18 protein-coding genes are annotated in these 24,647 nt (G+C 45.8%); all 18 read right to left on the bottom strand.

Annotated features, from left to right (window positions below; all coding sequences use genetic code 11):
- Positions 1–110: 110 nt before the first annotated feature.
- The 18 genes from AB4Z50_RS21995 to AB4Z50_RS21910 all read right to left on the bottom strand — a co-directional run bounded on the left by AB4Z50_RS21995 (position 111) and on the right by AB4Z50_RS21910 (position 24,539).
- Positions 111–2,366 carry a DUF4129 domain-containing transglutaminase family protein gene (locus AB4Z50_RS21995; protein WP_441882159.1) on the bottom strand — a complete coding sequence of 752 codons (2,256 nt, stop codon included), beginning with the start codon at positions 2,364–2,366 and terminating at the stop codon, positions 111–113.
- Positions 2,363–3,610, bottom strand: a complete 1,248-nt coding sequence (locus AB4Z50_RS21990; protein WP_339208542.1) for a DUF58 domain-containing protein — start codon at positions 3,608–3,610, stop codon at positions 2,363–2,365. Before AB4Z50_RS21990 ends, AB4Z50_RS21995 begins: the two co-directional genes overlap by 4 nt.
- A gap of 4 nt (positions 3,611–3,614) precedes the next feature.
- Entirely contained in the window at positions 3,615–4,571 is a 957-nt protein-coding gene (locus AB4Z50_RS21985) for an AAA family ATPase (protein WP_076270074.1), read from the bottom strand.
- Positions 4,572–4,711: 140 nt separating this feature from the next.
- The gene (spoVAE, locus tag AB4Z50_RS21980; RefSeq protein WP_076270075.1) at positions 4,712–5,062 is read right to left on the bottom strand and encodes a stage V sporulation protein AE; all 351 of its coding nucleotides are present in this window, start codon (positions 5,060–5,062) and stop codon (positions 4,712–4,714) included.
- A complete protein-coding gene (gene spoVAD / locus AB4Z50_RS21975) occupies positions 5,059–6,081 on the bottom strand; it encodes a stage V sporulation protein AD (RefSeq protein ID WP_076270076.1) in 1,023 nt (340 codons plus the stop codon). Before spoVAD ends, spoVAE begins: the two co-directional genes overlap by 4 nt.
- A gap of 1 nt (position 6,082) precedes the next feature.
- Positions 6,083–6,568, bottom strand: a complete 486-nt coding sequence (gene spoVAC, locus AB4Z50_RS21970) for a stage V sporulation protein AC (protein ID WP_076270077.1) — start codon at positions 6,566–6,568, stop codon at positions 6,083–6,085.
- Between the two features lie 45 nt (positions 6,569–6,613).
- Positions 6,614–6,961 carry a hypothetical protein gene (locus AB4Z50_RS21965; RefSeq protein ID WP_441882152.1) on the bottom strand — a complete coding sequence of 116 codons (348 nt, stop codon included), beginning with the start codon at positions 6,959–6,961 and terminating at the stop codon, positions 6,614–6,616.
- A 67-nt stretch (positions 6,962–7,028) separates the two neighbouring features.
- Positions 7,029–9,053, bottom strand: a complete 2,025-nt coding sequence (locus tag AB4Z50_RS21960; RefSeq protein WP_441882149.1) for a beta-galactosidase — start codon at positions 9,051–9,053, stop codon at positions 7,029–7,031.
- Positions 9,054–9,145: 92 nt separating this feature from the next.
- Positions 9,146–10,870, bottom strand: coding sequence for an ABC transporter substrate-binding protein (locus AB4Z50_RS21955; RefSeq protein WP_441882146.1), 1,725 nt, complete (start codon positions 10,868–10,870; stop codon positions 9,146–9,148).
- Positions 10,871–10,940: 70 nt separating this feature from the next.
- Positions 10,941–11,834, bottom strand: a complete 894-nt coding sequence (locus tag AB4Z50_RS21950; protein ID WP_430061753.1) for a carbohydrate ABC transporter permease — start codon at positions 11,832–11,834, stop codon at positions 10,941–10,943.
- A 12-nt stretch (positions 11,835–11,846) separates the two neighbouring features.
- The gene (locus tag AB4Z50_RS21945) at positions 11,847–12,806 is read right to left on the bottom strand and encodes an ABC transporter permease (RefSeq protein ID WP_441882142.1); all 960 of its coding nucleotides are present in this window, start codon (positions 12,804–12,806) and stop codon (positions 11,847–11,849) included.
- A 285-nt stretch (positions 12,807–13,091) separates the two neighbouring features.
- Positions 13,092–14,648: a response regulator transcription factor gene (locus AB4Z50_RS21940; RefSeq protein ID WP_441882139.1), complete on the bottom strand. Its 1,557-nt coding sequence runs from the start codon at positions 14,646–14,648 to the stop codon at positions 13,092–13,094.
- On the bottom strand, positions 14,641–16,443 hold the full coding sequence (locus AB4Z50_RS21935) for a cache domain-containing sensor histidine kinase (RefSeq protein WP_441882136.1): 1,803 nt from the start codon (positions 16,441–16,443) through the stop codon (positions 14,641–14,643). Before AB4Z50_RS21935 ends, AB4Z50_RS21940 begins: the two co-directional genes overlap by 8 nt.
- A gap of 207 nt (positions 16,444–16,650) precedes the next feature.
- On the bottom strand, positions 16,651–17,004 hold the full coding sequence (locus AB4Z50_RS21930) for a hypothetical protein (RefSeq protein ID WP_441882133.1): 354 nt from the start codon (positions 17,002–17,004) through the stop codon (positions 16,651–16,653).
- Between the two features lie 142 nt (positions 17,005–17,146).
- Complete coding sequence (locus AB4Z50_RS21925) at positions 17,147–19,975, bottom strand: glycoside hydrolase family 3 C-terminal domain-containing protein (RefSeq protein ID WP_441882130.1); 2,829 nt, start codon at positions 19,973–19,975, stop codon at positions 17,147–17,149.
- A 5-nt stretch (positions 19,976–19,980) separates the two neighbouring features.
- Positions 19,981–22,365, bottom strand: coding sequence for a glycoside hydrolase family 95 protein (locus AB4Z50_RS21920; protein WP_441882127.1), 2,385 nt, complete (start codon positions 22,363–22,365; stop codon positions 19,981–19,983).
- A gap of 224 nt (positions 22,366–22,589) precedes the next feature.
- Positions 22,590–23,426 (bottom strand): sugar phosphate isomerase/epimerase family protein, encoded by an 837-nt coding sequence (locus AB4Z50_RS21915; RefSeq protein ID WP_441882124.1) that lies wholly within the window; start codon positions 23,424–23,426, stop codon positions 22,590–22,592.
- A gap of 33 nt (positions 23,427–23,459) precedes the next feature.
- Positions 23,460–24,539 carry a Gfo/Idh/MocA family protein gene (locus AB4Z50_RS21910; protein ID WP_441882121.1) on the bottom strand — a complete coding sequence of 360 codons (1,080 nt, stop codon included), beginning with the start codon at positions 24,537–24,539 and terminating at the stop codon, positions 23,460–23,462.
- Positions 24,540–24,647: the final 108 nt, after the last annotated feature.

The raw sequence follows: 24,647 nt of genomic DNA, 5'->3' as shown, positions 1-24,647 counted from the left end.
TATCCCTCTGCTTTCTGCTTGCTATCTTACGAAACTATACCATACAAACTAAATTTGTTGCAAAAAAATACCGCTACCAATTTCTCTGGCGAGCGGTATTTGTTCGTATGTTATCTTAATTGATCAATGAGTGAGCGTACTTTAACGACGAAACGATCCGCTTCTTCAGATGACGCCATAACGGGGCTGTATTTCGCTTGCTCAAACCCATTCAGCACAATTTTAAAATCTTCTCGCAGCCGCTTCTGATTTTGCGACCAGCGCAATACGGCCTCGCGCAGCGTCTCATGGTCTTCGCGCTCCATTCCACGCTTTTTGCAAATGCGCAGCAGCTTTTGCGTCTCAAGTACGATTCGATCATTTGTTGTGTATGATCCATGGCGGAGCTTTCTCCAAGAAAAGATAAGCTTGTCACGACGAATAATGAGCCATGCAATTGCAGCAACGATGAGTAGTGATATGGAGCTCCATAACCAAACCTGCGAGCTTGATGAGCCTTCTGTATCTCCAGCTGCTGCAGCATCGTTATCGCTTAGTTCCAGATCTGGCAAAGCAGCAACCTCTTCTTCAGGCAGCGTATACGGGAATGAGAAACCCGCTGTTGCTTCGAACGGTATCCAGCCTGTACCTTCAAAATAAATTTCCACCCAAGAATGAGCATCTGAATTTCGAACCGTGTAGGTGCCTGCTCCGCTTGGATTTACTTCTTCCTCCCTATAACCGCCTGGAGGGCCGAAGTCACTAGCTGGAAGCGCACCGGGAGCAAATCCTTTAACCCATCTCGTCGGAAGGCCTAAGCTACGCGCCATAACGGCCATTGAAGTGGAAAAATAATCGCAATAGCCTTCTTTTAGCTCAAACAGAAATTGATCAACGAAATCGCTGGTAGATCCTGTGAGCTTTGATTCATCGGGCAAATTATTATAGTTGTAATTGAGCCTTAAATACGACTCCAACAATCTAGCTTTATCATAATCATTAGCTGCTCCAGCGGTGACCTGCTCTGCAAGCTGTTTGACTCGATCAGGCAATGATTCAGGCAATTGCAAGTAAAATGAATTGCGTGAAGCCTCTTCCTTATCTGACCAGCCAGCTTTGGATGTCCTCAGCAGCGCTTCATCTAAAACAGGTACTGACGACGTAACCGAATACGATTGCGGGTATTTGCGGTTTTGCATGGACCAGTTCAGCAGCCGCAGCTCGCCTGAGCTAGGCTCCCATCTCAAGCTAGTTGGAATAGCTGCCTCTTCATTTTCAATCCAGTTGATCTTCGAAAGTGGTGCAGCTGCAAAAAGAACCGGATAAACATCCTTTCGAATCATTGTAACAATCTGATTGACTTGCTTAACCCCAGATTTTGGCGGATCATCTAATGAAGGGAATACTTCTCCCTTTACAACTGAAATATTTTCTTCGCCAGCAAGCCTGGGACTTACATCAATCCATCCGTCACCCGTGTAAAAAGCTTTGGACTCCCCGCGCCAGTAGCTGCGATGCGAGGTCGTGACGGTCATCATCGGTGAATAATCAAATTCAAATCCACCGCCAAGCTTATCGTCGCTTCGACTATATCCGGAGCTCGCATTGCCTGATCGGTTCGGCGATATGACATCTGTGCCCTTATCGCCTAAAAACACCTGAACCCTCTCCCCTTTAGCTTCCTTCCAGATCGTATATGGATCCTGAAGAATAGGAGCAATTGAAGGCATATTCAATCCTACAATCATGAGAATAGATAAAACGAGTGCAATCGGCACCATTAATCGCAGCGGATACTCGATTAGCTCTTTCCAACTGTTCGGATGCTCTCGCTTCAGCCTCGACAAATGGCCAGCGACGAGCCAGAGCAGCCCGATAAAGACGACCATCCCCACTTCATCCCACAGCCAGATCGGCGTAAAGGAATCTGCGATAGTTAAAACCAAAATGCTTACGCCTACAAATCCGAACATTCGAACTCTTGTAATCGTCCATATTCCAAAAAGTACGTAGAGCATAAGCATCGCTCCACTTATCCATATAAATGGATTGAGCTGAACAAGATGTACTTGCAGCCACCAGAGCCACTCTTGCCAGCGCTGCGGACTTGCAACGATCCATTCCATTCTTGCCCATTGCGATGTAATGAAAATAGCTGCTATTACTTGAAGAAGAAGCTTCAGATATTTCCTGCGCATAGGAAGCAATAGATCAATTGCCGCCGCCGCAAATAAAGTGTAGTAGGCAATGGCGTACGTTTCGTCCCACCAATAACCTTCAAATATAGTAATTGCATTGGCTAGAATAATTGCAATAAATATGAATCTAAGCTTCTCAAACCAGTCCGTTGTTAAATAGACACCAATTGATCGCATCAGCTGTTTCATGCAATTCCACTCCCTTCTAAAACTGTTGGGAGCTCTTGCAGCTGACGAACTTCAAATACAGGCCAGCCGCGTTCGCGCAATACACGTTTCCAAGAAGTATTATGGCTTAATAAATCAACCGACGAGGAGATATGAATCAAGCAAGGGGTAATTCCTTTGCGTGAGAGCCACTCCATGCTTCGAATGACATCCGCGCCAGTCTCAGGAGTAATGAGGACTGCAAAACTTCCGGCTTCAATCGTAGAATCAGCTTGCTGAAGCGACGGATACAAAGGCCGCGCTGCATTTGCATCTACAAAGGTTAAATGCCTCATCACCATATTTCGTTGATCAATGCCTGATTTAGGTGTAACGAATGTCATGGAGTCTCCAATGGAGAGCAGCCCCATTGCCGTATCACTTTTGAGACCGTTCTCGAGCAATGAAGCTGCAACGGATACGGCTAATTCGAAGCGAGTCGCGAGTTCACCTTTGTAGCTGCTTGAATGTCGATCAAGGATGACTAGCGTACGCGGCAATGACTCACGCTCGAAAGCTTTCGATTTCCACTCGCCCGTCTTCGCCGTCGCATTCCAATGGACACGTGACAAACGGTCTCCGTATAAATATTCACGAACGCCGTTAATTTGTGTCGTTTCCTTCGCTGAGCGTGACGCGATGGCATGAGAGTAAGGACCGCGAATCCCGCGCTGAATGCCATTCCACTGCCTAAGCGGAACTGTCTGAGGCAGCACATTAAGCACCGTCTCTGATCCGAATTTCCCTGAATGCTCGAACAAACCGAAAACATCATAAGACAAGCACTCTGTATGAGTAAATCGGTACTCGCCGCGCTGCAGCGGAGGCGTTTGATACACGACATGGCCCGCACGCTTCCAATTCGGCACGAAGGAAGTCTCGAATGCCAGCCTTTGTCCATTATGACGATGCAGCTGATCTCTAACAATGACGTATGGAAGCGGATAATAGCCAGGTATTTTCATGGAAAGGCTTACTTCTAGCGTGCTGCCTGCTGATAAAGATTGATCGATTGTTGTTGCTCCAGGCATCGCATACACTCTGCTGCCCGTCACCTTGTTAATTCCGCTCCACCTGCCAAGCACTAAATAAATAATTAATAAATTCAAAATCATGAAGAGCATCATCGCGGTTTTGCCGCCTTGAAATAAAAAGTAGAACAGACTGGTCAAATAAATGACTGCGACAAGCTGCATCCGCAGCTTCGAAGATTTGGCCGCTGTCATACGACTAACGCTCTAGCCGAACCGGTACTTTCGTGGACTGAATCACCTGCTCGATGATATCCTCCGCTTTAAGACCGTTCATTCTAGCTTCCATTCTCAGAAGAAGTCTGTGCGAAAGCACGTATGGAGCAAGTTCCTTCACATCATCAGGCGTTACAAACTGTCTCTGCTGAATATAAGCGCTCGCTTTAGCCGCTCTTGCCAGCGCTAGCGCTGCACGAGGACTTGCACCGAGCATTACATTCGCGTTTTCTCTCGTTCCTCTTATTAATGAAACTAAATATTTGCCTACGGCGTCATCAATATGCACCTTAAGCGCTTGGTCCTGAATTTGGATCATATCGGATATATTAATCATTTGCTGAATGCGATCAGATGGATGTATTCCTTCATTAGAGAGCACCATTTGCTGCTCATCTGTTTCACTTGGATACCCGAGCGACAGCTTCATCATGAACCGGTCCAGCTGCGCCTCCGGAAGCGTATAAGTGCCTTCAAATTCAATTGGATTTTGGGTAGCGAGCAAAACGAACGGACGAGGCAGCTCATATGTATCGCCATCAACCGTTACATGTCCTTCTTCCATCGCCTCAAGCAATGCAGATTGTGTCTTCGTTGTTGCGCGATTGATTTCATCGGCTAGCAATATATTGGCCATAATTGGACCCGGACGAAATAAAAAGGTTTCTTGTTTGGGATGGTAAATGGAAACGCCTGTTATGTCAGTTGGCAGCAAGTCGGGATTGCATTGTATCCGGCGGAACTGGCCGCCTATTGACTTTGCCAACGCTTTCACTAATTGTGTTTTGCCCGTGCCTGGCACGTCTTCAAGCAGAACATGTCCACCTGCAACGACGGCAATTAACAATCTTTGGATCTCTTCCTGTTTGCCGAGGATACAAGATTCTAAGTTTCGGAGAATAGTAGAACATAATTGCATGTCTGCAGGACGAATATCCATTTCATAACCTCCCGAAATAACGCATGAGTTAGTATTCAATACTACTATTTTACAGTACTTCCTTTACAGTACACAAATTTTTTCGCTACAAAAAAAATTGGAAGATCCCACAGGACCCTCCAACTTAAGTGTATAAATGGTTATCCTTTTGGCCTGACGACAAGTGCTGCCAAGAAGGAAAATATAATCGCTGCCGAAATGCCGGCACTAGTTACTTTAAAGATACCCGATATAACGCCAATCCAGCCTTGCGTATGCAATTCGGTTAATGCGCCGTGTACGAGGGCATTACCAAAGCTTGTTATCGGAACCGTAGCTCCCGCTCCAGCAAACTTGACGAGCGGTTCATATAAGTCAAAACCATCAACGATAGCGCCAATGACCACTAAGGTCGACATCGTATGGGCAGGAGTCAGCTTAAGAACATCAAACATCAGCTGACCGATCACACAAATTCCTCCACCAACTAAAAAAGCCCACAAAAAGATCATATATGCTTGCTCCCTCCTGCGCTAATGGCAACAGCATGTGCTATACATGGAATACTCTCGCCTTGCTGGAACGAGAGCGGCGATAATAATGCACCCGTCGCCACGACTAAAATTCGGTTTAATTCGCCTTTCTTGATTCGTTTGAGCAGATGTCCGTAAGTAACGACGGCTGAACAACCACATCCACTGCCCCCTGCCTGTACCTTCTGCTTCTGAACGTCATATACCATAAGGCCGCAATCGCCAAACACTGTTTCGTTCATCGGAACGCCGTTTTTCATAAGCAATTCCTTTGCAATGGGATGCCCTACTCCAGCCAAATCACCCGTTACAATTAAATCATAATCACGAGGAGATCGGCCTGTATCGTTAAAATGGGCTTGTATCGTATCTACAGCTGCGGGCGCCATTGCAGCTCCCATATTAAATGGATCTGTGATGCCGAGATCTATGACTTTCCCGATGGTTGCACATTCCACGACTGGGCCGTCACCTTCTGCAGCGACAACAGCTGCGCCAGAACCCGTAACCGTAAATTGAGCGGTAGGCGGCTTCTGTGAGCCATATTCCGTTGGATAACGAAATTGCTTCTCAGCTGTGCAATTGTGACTGCAAGTGCCTGCCAGCACATGAGTGGCTGAGCCTGAATTCACGAAGAGCGATGCAAGCGCCAATGATTCCATCGAGGTGGAGCATGCGCCAAATACGCCAATGTACGGTACTCCTAGTGATCGAGCAGCAAAGCTATTGCTAATAATTTGATTCATGAGATCTCCGCCGACAAAAAACTGAAGCTGGTCGCGTTCGATGCCGGCATTTTGAATTGCAAACTCCGAGGCTTGCTCCAGCAGCAGCCGCTCTGCCTTCTCCCAGCTTTTTTGCTGCATGTCTAGCTCAGGATGGACGAGATCAAAATCGGCTGCAAGCGGACCATCTCCCTCATCAGGACCGACCACGGTCGCTTCGCCGATTATTACCGGGCGTTTCTCAAACCACCATGATTGTTTCCCTCGCAGCATATTACTGACCCCCAGTTCCGAGAATAAGATGAGCGATACCTACGAAGAAAGCTGCGACTGTACCGAAAACAATCACTGAACCAGCCAGCTTAAACATATTGCCGCCAACACCAAGCACAAGACCCTCGCTCCGATGCTCCAAAGCAGCCGAACACATGGAATTGGCAAATCCGGTTACAGGCACTGCTGAGCCAGCACCAGCCCATTGCGCAATTTTATCGTACACGCCTAGGCTCGTTAAAATAACGGATATCAAAATAAGCGTTGCAACGGTTGGATTGCTTGCCGCTTCTTCGCTCATTCCCATCAAATGGACATAAAGCTCCTGTATAACCTGTCCAAATACACATACTGCCCCGCCGAAAACGAATGCTTTCAAACAATTCCCAAGTACAGATCGAGGCGGCTCCATCGTTTTTGCGAACGATTGATATTCTTTTGGTGACATGGACATTTTTTTGTAATGACTTTTGCTTTTGGTCGCCACAAAACAATCCTCCTTTTCCGCTACGGTTTTTCTCTATGCCTGAAGCTAAAGTTCCGTAACCGCTTTGCTTTCTTCTGGTTCATTATTTGTAATAGCAGGTTGCAATATTCCAACACAAACAAAAACGCCATCAATGTCCTCTGGATGCTGCATCAGCTTTGACGGAGATATACAAGATAATCTGGAGCAAATAATATTCTTTCTTACATTAAAAAAAGGATTGCCCCCGACTAATGATTTAGTCGCAGGCAACCCTTTATTTAAAGAAATATGGCTAATAACAAAAGAACGAGTAAAACATACATTATGAGCACGAGCAAGCTCAATAAATGACGTTGCCGCTTCGTAGACAAAAGTGCAGCTCCCCTCACACCGGGCTTTTATCAACAGCATATGCCAAACACCCAGCTGCGGAGCTTATCCAGGGCGATTTCAATAACGATTTCAATAGGCAAATGTTTTATTGTTCAATAATCATAACGCCTTTAGCAGATAAGCTGTAAGTGCCGCTGACAATCTCACCCGTGAGAAGCTCTGTTCGCTGCTGAGCGCCAAGCTGAAGCTCAGAAGGCTCAGAGTTATGGTTCAAAATAAAAGTAAAGGATTTCCCATCTTTATTTCTGCGTGTTACTTCGACCCCTGTATGTACGGACAAGATTGGCTCAATCCCTTTGTCCTTGCATAGGTTCGTGAGCAGCGACTGCAGAAACTCTTTATCAGGACTGGAAGCTATATACCAAGCTTCCCCGCTGCCAAATTTATTAACGGTAACCGCTGGCATGCCTTTATAGAAATCTGAGCCGTACTCAGCAATAACCTCAGCACCTTCAGAATGGATCAAATCACATAGCAGACTGCATGTATAGGTGCCGCTGAGAGCCCCATCAACTTTTTTCATCACCATTTGGTTGTGTTGGCCTGGCAGCAGCGCGTCGATCTCCTCCGCCCAAATGCCAAGAACCTTGCGCAGCTTGCCTGGATAGCCGCCCGTAGTTACGAGATCATTCTCATTAACGATGCCGCTGAAAAAAGTCGTAATGAAGGTGCCCCCGCGCTCCACGAACGCTTCAACCTTCTCCGCAAAACCCGGTTTAATCATATACATAACCGGTGCAATGACGAGATCATATTGCTCGAAATTTTCTTCAATGCTGATCATATCGGTTTGAACATTCAATTCAAACAAGGCATCGTAATACTTATGAACCTCGTCCACGTATTTTAAAGCTACGCTTGGACCGCTGGATAGCTCAACTGCCCAGCGGTTTTCCCAGTCAAATACGATGGCTGCCTTTGCATCAATTCGCGAATCAAGCAGCTTATCTGAAAGCTTCGTCAGTTCATGACCAAGCTCCGCGCACTCACGAAACACGCGCGTATGCTCATGGCCCACATGCTCAATGACAGCGCCATGATATTTCTCGCATGCTCCGATCGAGCGGCGCAGCTGGAAGAACATGACGGTATCCGCGCCATGCGCTACTGCCTGATAGCTCCAAAGCCGCATGACGCCAGGGCGCTTCAAAGCGTTGTAGGCTTGCCAGTTCTGCTGGCTCGGCGTTTGCTCCATCAGCATAAAGGGCTGTCCACTTTTCAAACCGCGCATAAGCGAGTGCGTCATTGCTGTATAGCTTACGGGAGTGTCGATCGACGGGTAATTGTCCCACGAGATGACATCCAAATGTTTTGCCCACTTGAAATAATCAAGCTCAGGGTAAGTACCCATCATATTTGTCGTAATTTGAATGTTGGGCGAGTGCTTGCGAATTTCTTCGTGTTCAATTAAATAACAATCAAGTAGAGCATCCGATTGAAATCTGCGATAATCAAGCGATATGCTTTGGAAGTTGGTTCGATTGCCGCCCCATTCCTCGCTAAGCGCATTAGGCGGTTCAATTTCATCCCAGTCATAAAAAGTATGGCCCCAGAAATTTGTATACCAAACCTTATTCAATTGTTCAATCGTGTGATAACGCTTTTGCAGCCATATTCGGAAAGCGTCGGCGCAGTTATCGCAATAACAGTAGCCGCCATATTCATTCGAAATATGCCAAGCGACAATCGCAGGGTGATCCTTATAACGCTCAGCCAGCTTCCCAGCGATGCGTCCCGAATGCTGCCGGTAGGTTTGGCTGCTCGGACAGGAATTGTGGCGTCCTCCAAATTTACGTTTGCGGCCCTCATAATCGACACGAGTGACATCCGGATCTCTCTTCGCCATCCATGCCGGATGAGCCCCCGTACTTGTAGCAAGGCAAACAGCAATTTGGTCGCCATGAAGTCTGTCAATTATGTTATCCAGCTCAGTGAAATCATAGGTTTCTTCACTTGGTTGAATCCGCGCCCAAGAAAAAACGTTAACCGTTGCAACATCAATGTTCGCAAGCTTGAACATGCGAAGATCCTCTGTCATCGTCTCATCATCCCACTGCTCCGGATTGTAATCTCCGCCGTACCATATTTTCGGAAGTTTCTCGTTTATCATTTTTATTTCAATCTCCCTTCAGTTTATGTTAATTAACAGCAAGGGAGAGAGCTCATTAGATGAGCCCTCTCCCTGCCAATTCACTTTGACTCTTATTTCGACCAAAGCTCCACACGATCCTGCACCATTTTTGTAAATTCAGCATTCAATTTTGCTACACCTGCATCATCAAGATCTTTCAGAAATGCATCATAGATTTTATCGAAGTCTGCTGGTTTAGCAAGAATCGCTTCAGGGATACGTTTTTTCATAATATCTTGTGTTTTTTGGAAAATAACGTTTGCTTGCGAGCCCGTCTCGAACGGAAGTGTCCAAGCTGCGCCGTATTTGCGAACTGGGAATGCATCGTCAGCAGGCCATAGGTCTCTGTACGTTTTCGCATTGTATTTCGCTAGCGTCTTCTTGTCTTCTTCAGAATAAGCCGTTTGAATTTGCTCTGGGAATGTCGTCGTATAGTAGTTTCCAGAAGGATCCTTCACGCCATCGCCGTAGCGAGCAGAAATCAAGTAGTTGCCAATACCTGTTGTTTTCTTAAATGTATTGCCATCATTTGATTTTTGAGCTTGAACATCTGCAGGAATAACACGTTTTCCGCCTTCTACATTGTAATGCTTGCCTTCAATACCCCAGTTAACTATTACTTGACCTTCATCAGATGCAAGGTAATCAAGGAATTTGATTAAGCGTACTGGATCTTTTGCATCCTTTGTAATTCCAATTCCATAACCAGATAGATAACCTGTGCCTTGGAAAGAGTGATCTTGGAATGTATCATTCAGCGTTACAGGAAAACGAGCGTAAGTTGATTTAAAATTGCCAGCTGCTTTCAAAGCGTTTTCTGCTTCGCCATAATCCCAGTTTTGGTCAATAAGTCCAAGCACACGGCCGGAAGCAATTTTTGATTTATATTGATCATATTTTTGAACGAAGCTTTCTTTATCAAGCAAACCGATATCGTTCATATGGTTCAACCAACGGAAATACTCTCTTTCCTCAGGACGCTGGTAATGCATGATCGCTTCATGTGTGTCTTGATTAACGAAAAACTCGCCATCATCTGGAGCGCCTGTTGCATAGAAAGCCGGGTTTGTAACTGAAATTAGAATTTGCCATTCACCGCCGTTAAGCGACATGCCGATTGTCGGCTGGCCATCAGCTGTTTTAGGGTTCTTCTCAATATAAGCTTTAATTGCAGCTTCATAGTCTTGTACCGTTTTGATTTCCGGATAACCTGCAGCTTCAAGCACTTGGTGCTGCAATTGGAAACCGCCGCCAGCTTCGAAGTAGGTTTGCCCTACGCCGTCTTGGGGAAGCACATAAATCGCGTCGTCATCTTTACTCCAACGAAGACGGTTAAAGTATTCGCCGTAAATCTTTTTCAAGTTTGGTGCGTGCTCCTCAATCAAAGGTCGAAGATCGATCAGTGCGCCAGCATCAACCAATTTGCCTGCACTGCCTTTTGGCATAACCATATCTGGAAACTCGTCGCTTGCTACCATAAGGGCAAACATATCTGTGTCACTGCCGCCGACAGGGAATTCTTGTTTAATCGTAATTCCTGTTTTATCTACAATAAATTGCCCTACATCTGACTTCATATCATCCCAGCTCGGGTTCGCGTCGCCAGAAGCGATACGAATCGTAATCGGATCACCCTTCTCCGGCTCTACTGCATTTGTTGGTGAATTCGTGGAATTGCCTGGTGCGTTCGTTTCTTTATTTTTGCCGCCTTCATTATTCGAATTGCCGCATGCCGTGACAAATACGAATACAAGTGCCAATACCAAGCTTAAAGCCATTTGCATTTTTCTTTTCATTGCTTGAAAGCCTCCCTTTTTCTCGTTCATCATGCTTGTGTATATAACAGGAAACCTGCTATTACCAATATTAACTTTTTACTGCGCCAAGCGTCATGCCTTTGACAAAATACTTCTGAAGGAAAGGATAAACTAGCAAAATCGGTACCGTAACGACGATCGTAATCGCCATCTTGATAGACTCCGGTGAAACCGACGCCAGCGTTTGCTGCGCATTAGGGTCACGGTAATTACTGCCCGTTTGCGTGGATAGCAGCACCTTCATCAGCTCATACTGCAGTGTCGTATTCTCTGGACTCCTATTATTGAACAAGTAAGTATCAAACCAAGCGTTCCAGTGTCCAACAGCAATATACAAAGCAATTGTAGCGAGTACAGGCTGACAAAGCGGAAGGATAACCTTCCAAAATATAGTCCAATCATTTGCCCCATCAATTTTGGCTGATTCTTGGAGTGCATACGGAAGCCCGTCAATATAAGAGCGGACGATGAACACGTTCCAAACGCTCAAAATAGCAGGAATGATGTAAACCGAAAACGTACCAATCAAACCTAAGTTTTTCATAAGCAGAAACCCTGGAATGAGACCGCCTGAGAAATACATCGTGAGTGCGAATACGACGGACATCCATCTTCTTGCTTGGAAGTCTGGACGACTTAAGGTGTAAGCCATCATGGATGCCGACAACACCCCAATGAGCGTTCCCAAAACGGTACGAATAACCGAGTTTTTGAAGCCTACAAGCAGTCCCTCAAAGCCGAAAATCGTCTCGTAATTTTTGAGTGTAAATTCGCGAGGGTATATAGTTAAACCGCCTCTTACCGTATCTACCGAATCATTAAATGATATCGCTAGTACATTCAGGAACGGATACAACGTTACGATAGCAACGATGATCATGAATACATAAATGCATGTGTCAAAAACTTTATCGCCTGTACTTCTTCTCATAGCTCCTTGCATGTACCGCACCTCCTATATGATTGATTCTTTGGTGACTCGTTTGTAAATTCCGTTCGCGATAAACACTAATAGGATGCTGACGACGGAGTTAAAGATACCGATTGCCGTACCATACGAATATCGGCTCATTTGAATACCGTACTTCAGCGCATAAAGATCGAGCACTTCTGAAAAATCGGATACAAGAGGATTTCCTAACAAAAACTGTTTCTCAAAGCCAATGCTGATTAAATGACCGATCGATAATATGAATAGCACCATAAAGGTTGTTCTAATTCCCGGTAATGTAATATGCCACATTTTGCGGAATCGGCCTGCCCCATCGACAGTCGATGCTTCATAAAGCTCAGGATCTATTCCCGCCATCGCAGCTAAAAAGATAATGGAATTCCAGCCCATTTCCTTCCACAAATCCGATAAGGTTACGACGCTCCAGAACCATTCGCCCTTGGCCATAAACTGAATCGGCGTATCAATGATGTTAAGATACATCAATAATTGATTAATCGCACCGCCGTCTGTTGACAGCATCTTCGTTACAAGCCCCGCAACAACAACCCAAGATACAAAGTGCGGCAAATATGAAATGGTTTGTACTGAGCGCTTAAAAAACTGCCCTCTTATTTCATTCAGCAATAGAGCAAAAATAACTGGAATCGTAAACCCTACGATAAGCCCCATCGTACTCATTGCCAGCGTGTTTCGCAAAACGATATAAAATCTTTCGTCTTGAAACAGCTCTACGAAATTGTCAAAGCCTACCCATTTTTGATTCAATATCCCGTTTTTCGGCTTATAATTCTGAAATGCGGTCAACCAGCCCCATACCGGCACATAGCTGAATAGGAAGATCCAGATGACGAATGGCAGCGACATCATGTACAAGTAACGCTGCTGAATGGCTTTGAACCAAAATCGATTCCTTTTGTTTGTCGCCCTTAACTGCTTAGGACTATCTGTTAGCGGTTTCATAGCTGCTCCTCCTACTGTTTCTGCTTCGTGCAAAAACGTCTTCGCAAGCTACCTTATGTGGTGAGTAGCTTACCCTCTCTTATCTGTACTTATCATAAACGATAGAACCTATCCTCCGGCACCCATATAATTAGACCTAAAATCATATGAAAATACGTTCTTTCAAGCGCTTTCATAACCGTTGGTTATATAAAAAAAATAAAAAAAACATCTAGCTCGTCAGCGACTCTATCAGTCCTGTGAAATAGATGTTTGTAATAATAAGATTATAGGAACAACAGCTTCCTATTCCAAAGCCGTTCTACCAGAAATACTTTTAAAGGATGAGGGCGATACCCCTTTATACTTTTTAAATTTACTATGGAAATAATCAACATTCGCATATCCGACCCGTTCCGACACCTGATGAACCTTGAGCCCCTCCTGCAGCAGCCCAATGGCATGCTGTATTCGCACTTGATCCAAATACGTGTTGAAATGCTCACCCGTATAGTTTTTGAACATTTTGCCTAAATAGCCGCTATTGTAATTAAAAAGATCAGCCAGCGTTTCCAGCTTAATATTTTCGCTATAATGACGTTCAATAAAGTCAGTCATTTGTTTCATGACCGACAAGCTGTCTGATTTCGAAGTTTTCATCGCCAGCTCCGACAGACGGGTTTGCAGCTGCACAATCATTTCCTCATAATGATGGGCAAGGTACAGGGCGGTAATCATCGACAGATCCTCATGAAGTGATAGCTGCGGATTAGACAAGGCCGCTTTATTTAGTACGATCGTGAGAAGCTGCGCCCAGCTCGATTTGACGAACGGCTCGGAACAATCATAAGCGATAATTTGATTGGACGCCTCCTGCATCGCGTTGTCCATTCCCTCTTTGCTCCCGATATCCAGCATATAATAAATCTTTTGAGCAAGGCTTTCGATTGATAATTGATTGCTAAGCTTAGCCTCCGCCTGCTGTCTTTCCTCGGCTAAAGACGCCATATGGATGAACTGTCCTTGCAGCATGAACCGCTGCTTCAATAAGTCGTGAATGGGCATGGACCATTTTTGCAGCTCCGCGGGTTCGCGAACGGGTTCGCTTGCCGCAGCTGCAAATTTCACCTTCGTTCCGCAGCATTCCTCGATCCACAGCTTCATTTGCTCGCGCGAGCCATTTTGGAGCATATAATCTTTAAGCAATATCCCAATATAAGGCTCGGCAGAAAAAACCCAGCCGATTTGCTTCTCTTCAACAATGTCTGTCAGCTTCTTCTTGAGCGTTGCATTCAGTGTAAGGGAATGTTCCCTGCTGTAGAGCTCGATCAACATCAGCTGGTAATATTTCGCAGGCTCACCCAATAATGTTTTCAGCTCGTGACTGTTAGCCGTATTTGCATCCAGCTTCCCGCTTGAGAGCTGATACAGCATCTCCTCACGCAGTAAAGCAACCGATTGCTCTGTGTTTTGGCGCTGCTCCGACTGACTTTGGAGCTGAGCAGAGACACGTTCGACATAGCTCTCCAGCTCATCTTCATCGATCGGCTTTAAAATATAACCATCCACATTATGCGCGATCGCTTGCTTAGCATAATTGAACTCCGCATAGCCGCTCAAAATTAAAAAATGACAGCTATTGTCTGTTTTCCTTATTTCCTCAATCGCTTGTAGTCCATCCATGCCAGGCATGCGGATATCAATCAGAATCAAATCAGGACTCAGCACGCCGTGCTTCTCGACTGCCTCGCGTCCATTGGATGCTGTCCCTGCGACGGCAAATCCGTATTTGCTCCAATCAACTAATGTTTGCAGTCCTTCTCGAATCATCGGTTCATCGTCTACAATGAGTACTTTATGCAAGCGAATGACCCCCTATTGGAATTTCAAAAGTAATGCGTGTACCCGCTCCAAGCTCGCTCTTCAGCGTCAAGCCATATCCGTCCCCATAGATCATGACCAGCCGCTGATGGACATTGCGCAGCCCGATTCGGTATTCTTCCTCTTCTTCCATATCATGCAGCGATTCATTGATTTCATTAATCTTTTCATCGCTGATTCCTACGCCATTGTCGGATACCTCAACCCGAAGCATATGATCACTGACCTCTGTCTTTAACCATACGAATCCGCCCTCAGCAACATTTTCAAGACCATGCACAACAGCATTCTCGATGAGAGGCTGAATAATAAGCGGCGGAATTTCGATATCCTGACCGTTAGCATCGATATCCAGGCGAAACGTCAATCGATCGTTACCGTATCTGAATTTTTGAATTTCCAAATAGCAGCGCACCATTTCGAGTTCATCCTTTAATGCAATTTTGCGCGCGCCTATTTCTAAATTTCGACGAATCATTTTACCAAGCATACGAACGATTGAAGAAATCTCTGTCTCGCCCTTGATATGAGCCTTCATTCGAATCGATTCAAGCGCGTTAAACAAAAAATGAGGATTGATTTGGCTGGCCATCATTTTCAGCTTAATTTCCTTTTGTCTAAGCTGCAGCTGGGCCTGTTGTTTATGCGATTCCGCTACCTCGTCCATTAAGCCGCGAATACTTACGACCATGTTGTTGAATTGCTTGGACAGGATGCCAATCTCGTCATTGCCTGTCACATGCGAAATCACGTTCAAATCTCCCATCGCTACTTTGTTCAAATCTTTATTCAGGACCAGCATCCGCTTCGATATAATCGCAGAAAAAATATAAATCATAACGAAGGCTATAACTAAGCTTAGCAAAATAATGCCTAGCCCAAGCAAGCTTATGCGATTAGCTCCACTTACAATACTATCAATTGTAAATACAGATACGATTTTCAACCGATTAAAGCTTGATTCAGGCTGAAGATCCTCGATAACAATTTTCGAAGGTTTTCCTTCGTATTTGAATTCATAGGTGCCTGCTGCTTTATTCGTCAGTTTACTGGCAAAGTCTAATTCAGAAATATTTTTACCTACCCATTCGGGGTTTTTCGCTGCAATCATATAACCATTGTCATCAATAATCATCGTATCAAACGGCTCTTGGCTAATCATCGCATTAAGCTCATCCTGATTCACGCCTATCACTAGTACGCCGCTTGTCCGATATGTTGGGAACGTGATCTTCCGAATCAGACTCAAATAACGGCGGTTATTTTTGGTTTCATCCTTAATGTATTCCCAGTGAATGCCGTCGCGCTTCATTGCTGACTTATACCAGTCTGTTTCCGCAATGGGATCGGTAACTTTCAGAAACTCCCAATTGTCGAGTATCGTCATATTCGTCGTATAAAAGCGTATGTTGTAGACTTCACTGTATAGTTTAATGTAATCTTTAAAATCACGGTAATCCCAAAACGCCTTAACGACATCAAACGTGGAGCTGTATTGCGTGTTGACGACGTTCGTTAACCTGCTATCGACCAGCAGCTTGTCGGAAATTTCGATTGGCATGCGTATAATATCCAAGGTCTGCTTCTTAATTCGCTCGACGTTATTCGTAATTTGCTGGGTCGCTTGATCAAGTACATTTTGCCTAAAAGCGACGGTAAGAAAAATGCCTACGATAAGAACCGGTACAAAAACAACGAGAATAAAAGAAATAATAAGTTTCTTTTTGATTCGAATATTGTTCATTCTTTGCCCCATTGTTCGAATGCTCTTCTTCATACAAACGGTTCCTCCTTAAAGCTTTGCGCAGCAAACTTCATTCGTTAGTATCGGCTGAGGTAAGCGTTTACTTTTTCGCGTAAAATTTTAAGGCATCTACATTATAATGCTGGTAATCTGCCGTGCCTACATCACTAATTCAATATTTTATCATATGAAAATTAGACAAAATGGAAGCGCTGCCTATACGATGCAAAAATCCCGCTCTTAAGAGAGCGGAATTCGGTAGGATGAGTGCTCTTCAACGATATGCTCGCCTTTGTTGTACAACCATTTGAAAGCAAAACGATCGCCTGCATAATTTGTTCTGCTGCGAATATCCGGCACAATAACCGTTTCAAAATGATCGATGATCGTCTGCTGCAGCGAGGCAAGGCGTTCTTCATTGGCATCCGCCTGCTGCTCTGCTTCCTCTTTCGATTGTGCGGTCTGCGAGAAGTAAGCAACTGCTGCCTCCCGATCGCTAATGGATTCAGGCAAAGGATGTCCTGACCCCCGGAAGATTTCTTTCACCGTATTTATCCAATCTTTATACAAGTTGATTTCAATGTCGTTTGCCATATGGACTAGCTCCTCTGTCGATGCTCATTGTTCATTTAAAGAATAAAGCTGCATTACATAAAAAGCAACCATAACCGCAAAAACGGAGCTGCAACAAGCGCTATACAGCACCTGAAGACAGCTCCGTATGAAATTGCTCATATTATTGAAAGCGGAAGAAGCTCAGCTTCACACTTTCCGTCAAACCAATTACCAGATCGCCTCTCAGCTTGCAGCTTGGCAGATCAATACGAATCGTTTGCCATTCTTGCTCACCGCTTGACTCAACCGAGCATGAGCCTCTAAAAACAGCGGCCGGGCTGATCATCTGAATAGACAACTCTCCGCCTTGAGCGCCGCCGCTAACGCGAGCTTCAAATACACTTGGGCCGTTTGACCAATCAACATCATTAAATTTGATCCAGCCCTCTGCTTGCGATAAACGGACTGCCGTTCCGCCTTCCTTGCTCTCATCCAAATAAACATGCGCATAATCATCATAGTTTTCCGCGCGCGTCTGCAAGGATAACCGACGTGGTGGAATGGTCTCGCCTTCGATTGTTATTGTACTCTCGGCAAGGAGATGTGCAGAGGAGGCACCAGCTGCAAACGTATAAGCCGCCGTTTCAAGGCAGAAACGGTCCCGTGTTACATCCCAAATAGCAAGCTCTTCTGCTGGAACTACAAGTTCTACTTGCTTCGTCTCTCTAGRCTGGAATGAAATCCGCGTGAAGCCAACCAGCTTCTTAAGCGGACGCTGTACCCTTGAGCCCTCTACTCGAACATATAATTGGACAACCTCATCCGCTGCGATGTCGCTCTCATTCGTAACCTGCAGTTCCACTGTTACACTGCCGTTCATACTCGCAGCGTTATTCGTAATCTCAAGCGGACCGTATCGGAATGAACCGTAGCTAAGACCATAACCAAATGGATACAACGGTTCGCCATCGAAATAAAGATATGTTCGTTTTCCTTTCAAAATATCATAATCCATTAGATCGGTTAACTGCTCTTCTGATTTGTACCAAGTCATATTCAAGCGTCCAGCCGGCGAGTAATCACCGAATAAAACGTCAGCAATGGCATTGCCCAGCTCTTGACCTGCATGTGATAAGTAAACAATCGCGGGAACTTGCTCGTTTACCTTGTTAAGTGCAAATGGATAACTTCCAATAACTACGACGACCGTGTTCGGATTAGCAGCGAATACCGCGCTAATTAATTCATTTTGCGAAGCGGCAAGGTCAAGGCTTGGACGATCGATTTCTTCTTTCCCGTTAATAAGCGGATTATTGCCTACGAAAACAATTGCCGTTTCTGCTGCTTTGGCTGCAGCTGCCGCTTCTGCAATTCCGTTCGCGATAACATCTTTAGAGAACAGCTCGCTTGCTCCAATATCCGCTAATTCCGTAACTTGAAGGGAATCTGCGCCGCCATTAGGGGCAGTGACCAGCTTGCCGTTCCAAGTTCGTATCGCAAAATTCTCTTCGGATTGCTCATCAAGCTTGAACACTTCCTTCACAAACCAGCCAAAAGCTTCGCTTGCAGCAGCTGCAATATTGACATCATCTGCGCTTGTAAGCAGCTTGCCGGAATCCATGCTCTCTAGCGTATAACTGCCCCAGCCCCAATCCGTCACCTCAAATGTATCGCCTTCCTCATCCAAATCAGTCGCTTGCAGGCGGTTTGCATGGTCTGTGGATGTGCGCAATACTTTTCCATTCGCAACTGATTTCAATCGAACGCGATCATTGCCGCTGCTGAATGTTACTTCTTTGCCGGCAAGCTTGCTCTTGATGCCTTCAAGTGGTGTTACTTTGTACGGCAGTGATCCAGAGTACCAGTCTCGGTATACAACGTCGGCAAGCGGCCCGATCACTGCTACACGGCTTAACTTTTCTTTATTCAACGGCAACGTTTTGTTCTCATTTTTGAGCAAAACAATCGACTCTTTTGCAGCTCGCAGCGATAATTGTCCATGCTCCGGCGCACATAGTTTCGATTCCGGCATATCCACGTATGGATTCCCTTCAGCGGGATCGAACTCTCCTAAGCGGAAACGTACACGGAAGGTGTTAATGAGTGCTTTATCCAAATCCTGCTCTGACAGCAGCCCTTCTGACAAAGCTTCACGAATAGCCGCACATGATTTTTCTTTATCATCCGTTATGCTGTCGATGCCTGCTTTGATGGAATGAGCTACTGCCTCTTTATAGGAATCATAATAATGATGATCGTTGACGATACCAAGCAAATCTCCCGCATCGCTGACGATGAAGCCGTTCATGCCCCATTCCTCTTTCACTACTTTGTTTACGTCCTCATGCAAAATAGTAGGCGTGCCATTAACCGAGTTGTACGAGGTCATCATCGAATGAGCGCCGCCCTTGACGAAAGCAGGCTTGAACGCTGCTTGATAATATTCCTTCATATTGCGCGGATCAATGCTCGCCGAACAACTGCCGCGATTGATTTCATTGTTATTGCCGATAAAATGCTTCAAGGTCGCTACCGCTTTAAAGTAAAGCGGGTGATCGCCTTGAATACCCTGTACCAGCGAGGCTGTTAGCTCACCTGTCAGCTTAGGATCTTCTCCATAAGCCTCTTCTGTTCTTCCCCAGCGCGGATCTCGCTCCATATCCACCGTTGGCGCCCACAGCGTCAAGCCGTTGATGGCTGGGTTTCGCTGAAAGTAAACGCGTGCTTCGTCACCGATTGCAGAGCCTACTTCCTTCAGCAGCTCGGGATTCCAAGTGCAGCCAAGCCCGATGGGCTGAGGGAACGTGGTCGCTTCGCCTAACCACGCCATTCCGTGCGCCGCTTCCGTCCCATGTTTGTACGGCTTTACGCCTAATCGCTTTATTTCAGGCTGGTATTGAACCATCGATTCAATTTTCTCAGCTAGCGTAAAACGTGAAACAAGATCGGTTACCCGTTCTTCAAGCGGAAGCTCTAAATTTTCAAATGGAAAACGTATACTGGTCGTCATAACGCTTACTCCCCCTCTATCGTGGATGTTAATATGCTATACCATTCATTTTTGTTTGTTGAAAATGGCTTTGACGCATCGATAGCTGTACCGTCAGAAGCAACAACGGTAATGGATTCCTTCGATCGCAAGCTGCAAATCGATCCGTGTGTGGATTGCATGCGCCCAGCCGTCAGCTTGCCATCTGTCCATTCCATATCGACAACAAACCCTCCACGCGCTTTAAGACCTTTCACGCAACCTGCCGGCCATGCACCCGGAAGCGCTGGCAGAAGCTCGATATAACCCAAATGGCTTTGCAGCAGAAGCTCTGCAATGCCCGCCGTACCGCCAAAGTTTCCATCGATTTGAAACGGTGGATGATCATCGAACAAATTCGGATGCGTAGAGCGTGCAAGCAAAGTATGGATAAAATGATAAGAAGACTTCGAATCCTTCAGCCTCACAAATAAGTTAATTAACCACGCACAGCTCCAGCCTGTATGGCCGCCTCCGTGGTTTATGCGGCTCTCAAGTGAAAGGCGGCCCGCTTCCACAAGCTCCGAAGTTGTTTCTTGATTGATGGACGTACCTGGATATAAGCCATATAGATGAGATACGTGACGATGCCCAAGCTCATGCTCCTCAAAATAATCATGCCATTCCTGCAATTGTCCATTAGGCGCAATTTGCAGCGGAGGAAGCTTGCTCCTCGCTGCTTCTAGCTGCTGCTTGAAAGATGCATCGATTCCGAGCAAGCTCGCAGCTGCTGCGCAATGATCAAACAGCTCGCCAATTAAAGTAATGTCCATAGCAGATGACTCAGCAACACTGCTAACCTCGCCTTGTGCGGTCAGAAATTTATTCTCTGGCGACGTGGATGGCGAAGTCATCAGCTGCCCTTTGCTGTTCTCCTGAAGCCAATCCAAACAAAATAAAGCTGCGCCCTTCATTAAGGGATAAGCTTTTTCTCTCAAAAAGGCTTCACTCGGATGATATAAATAATGCTCCCATAAATGCTGCGTCAGCCAAACGCCGCCAAGCGGCCAGAAAGCCCAGCTTGGATGGCCGGCTGTCGGCGTTGATGTCCGCCATAAATCCACATTATGATGCGCTACCCAGCCTGCACTGTTGTAATGAATAGCCGCGGTACGGGCTCCCGTGATGCTGAGTTCCTCAATCAAGCGAAACAAAGGCTCATGGCATTCGCTCAAATTCCCTATTTCCGCCGGCCAATAATTCATTTGCGTATTAATATTCGTCGTATAGTCGCTGTTCCAAGGCGGCTGAACCCGGTCATTCCATATGCCTTGCAGATTAGCCGGCTGCGTGCCTGGCCGCGAACTTGCCATAAGCAAATATCGGCCGTATTGGAAATATAGCGCTTCCAATGCAGGATCTTGTTTGCCCTGCTTATAGTTTTCCAGCCGCTCATCTGTCGGCAATTGAGCTTGTGCCGTCCGCCCCAAATCGAGCTGCACGCGTTGAAACAAGCTTCGATGATCCTCTACATGGCGCTCTCGAAGCTGTTCATAGCTAAAAGTTAATGCTTTCTCCAGTAGGCGATCGTTTTGCTCGGCCAGTTCAGCAGCAGTTTTGTCTGGCTGAACATCAAAATTCACAAAGCTTGTTGCTGCGCTTAATAGAAATATAGCCGAGCTTGCCCCTTGAATATTTATTTGCTTATCGCTGTTTATCGATAGTTTGCCGCCTTCTATCTTGACCATCAGTTTTCCTTGAAACGTAATGCCGCGATCATTCTCATACTGTACAGCCAGCGGATGATCGCCCAAATAATTGTCTGCTACATGACTTGGACAACGACCGTGAAGTACGATAGCGTCGCTGCCTGCTATCTCGATTCCATACTGTACGGAGGAGGTCATCGTTGCTGTAAGCTCTAGCAGATCTTCTCCTTCTGACTCGTATCTAACGCATAATACTTGATCCACCGCGCTAACGAACATCTCGCGCGAGTAAACCGTTTTACCCACTTGAAACCGTGCAGCAGCGATGCCTGCATCGATATCAAGCTTGCGAATGTAATCTGGAGCCTGATCAAGGGCGTGTTCAAAATGCTGCTCTATAAACAAGTCGCCCATCGGTTGATAGGACTCTGTGTTTGTTCCGAGCATCTTCGCCTCGATTAACTGCTCCGCCTCAACAAATCTTTTATCTGCTATGAAGTCCCGGGCTCGCTTTAAATAGCGCAGCGCTTCGTAATTGTTCGTATCCCGCGGAAAGCCTGACCACAATGTATCTTCATTTAATTGAATGCGTTCTTGTTCCACGCCGCCAAATACCATACCGCCTAACCGGCCATTCCCAATGGGCAGTGCTTCCTCCCATCGTGAAGCCGCCTGCTTATACCAAAGGTTTAACGGATGAAGCTGCTCTGCTTTATATCCCATGTTTTTGGTCTCCTATTATCGCTCTGTTCACAGCGTTTAAAAAAACAGTTATTATTCATCATAACGGAATAGCCCTGCTCAACAGTACCCAATACATTTCATGAAAAATCATGTCAAAATTAGCGTTTTTCGAATTCTCGCTAAATAATAAAAAATCGCTGCAAGCACGATGATGTGTGCTTGCAGCGATGTAATTCACAGTCATATTATTGAAGGCGTATTTCTTACAGACCAGCTGCGCCAAATACTTTATCAAAGCCTGCTTTGGAGCGCTGCGCCAGCTCTTCCGGCGTTTGCAATTCCGCTTCTGATGATAAGATCTCCTGTGACACAGCACCTTTATAGCCAATACGATTAAGTGCTTGCAGGAATCCGACTAAATCAATTACACCTTCACCAGGATATACGCGGCCGTTGTCGAGTGCTTCCTCAACCGGTACGTCCGGCGCGTCATTGATATGAACATGGACGATTTGCTCTGGACGAAGCGCTTCAATATCAGCAACAGTCAGGCTGTTCGTATACCAGTGATAGGCATCAAACAACAATCCTACATTGCTCTCACCGATTGCGTCGATCCACTCCAATGTTTCCTCGAGCGTCCAAATAAATGGATTTTCCCAACGCGTCCGCAAATGATGCGGGCCAACAAATTCAAGGCCAAGGCGAATGCCATAAGCGCCTAGAATTTGAGCGCAAGTACGCAATCTGCGAGTTGCAAGTGCCATGAAGCGAGCTGCTTTCAAATCTGTTGAAGGCAAAATATAGGTGCAGCAGCTTGTACAGCCTAGAGCCGCAGCCGCAGCCGCTGAGGAAGCCAGCTTCTCCAATCCTTCAAGAAAAGCTTCTTCCGTTGTTCTCCATTCTACTGGAAGACCAATGGAGCCAATTACTACGCCATTGCTTGCAAGAAGCTCACGCGCTTGCTCTACACCATAACGATTAATTAGCGACGCCGCATCCAAATCTACAGCTTGAAATCCATACGCGCCAGCGAGCTTAATTAGATGCTCATCACTTTCGATTCGACCAAGACCCGCTCCAGTTAAACCTCTCAACATACAAATTCCTCCTCATTCTACAATCAATTATAATTAATTTAGATTCCAGTCCAGCTTCACTTCATTGCCTGTGCGCGATGATTCATAAATTGCATCAAGCACAAGATTGTTCGTCAAACCAGTCAATACGGAAGTAATTGGCTGTTTATCTTCACGAATACATGCAAGGAAGTGACGGCTAAGACGAGCGCGCTCACCTTCATCATTGTCTGCTTTGCTCAAAACACTTTCAATCGGGCGATCAAATTTTTCTGTAAGCAGCTTGCCTTCAGCACCGCGATAGCTTGCGCCGCCTTCTGAGCCCATTACATGGATAAACGGTGAATTGTCCGTATCCATATGAACAGCCCAGCTCACTTCAAGCGAGAGTGTACTGCCGTCTTCCATTTTGATTAGCGCCGTAGCCAAGTCCTCAACATCATACGTTCCGTCCCAATCCGGTGTACCCCATGTGCCAATCCCTTTACGGTTTGGGCCAAACTCTGCATAGGTTGATCCATATACGGAAACCGGCTTTGGATTGCCCATCAAATACAGCGCAAGGTCAAGCATGTGAACGCCGATATCGATAAGCGGGCCGCCGCCCGATTGATCCATTTGTGTAAACCATGTGCCCCAGCCCGGAATGCCCTTGCGGCGAAACCAGCCCGTTTTGGCTGTATAAATTTTGCCAAGCTCACCACGGTCGATTTGCTCTTTAATTTGCATCGCAACAGATTCCCAGCGCATTTGATGAGCGACCATGACGACACGGTCTGCTGCTTCGCTTGCTCTCAATATTTGACGAGCAGCATCGCTGTTAATGCCCATCGGCTTCTCTATCAACACATGCTTGCCCGCTTCAAGAGCTTGAACGGCAAGCGGAGCATGGAATTGGTTAGGAACACCGATGATGACCGCATCGATGTCAGCTCGCTGAATCAACTCTTCATTGGAAGCCGCAACATGCTCAATACCATATTGCTTGGCTGCTTTCTCTGCCCGATTCAAATCCAGATCAGTAATCGCCGTAATGATACACTCTTCGCCAAGCTTAGAAAATTCTCCTGCATGGACGTTGCCAATATTTCCTGCACCGATAATACCTATTCTAATCTTATTTTCTGTAGTCAATGAAATTCCTCCTATAATTTTGAATGAACCCTTGCTCAGCAATAAGCACTCGTTTTTCGTAACGCTTGATCTCTTCATTTATGTTAGAATAAACGGGATGAGAAATCG

It is taken from the genome of Paenibacillus sp. 2TAB26 (genome assembly GCF_052115145.1).
GTDB lineage: Bacteria > Bacillota > Bacilli > Paenibacillales > Paenibacillaceae > Pristimantibacillus.
Note: the sequence above shows the minus strand (reverse complement) of the source record. Positions and strands in the feature narration are given on the sequence as shown.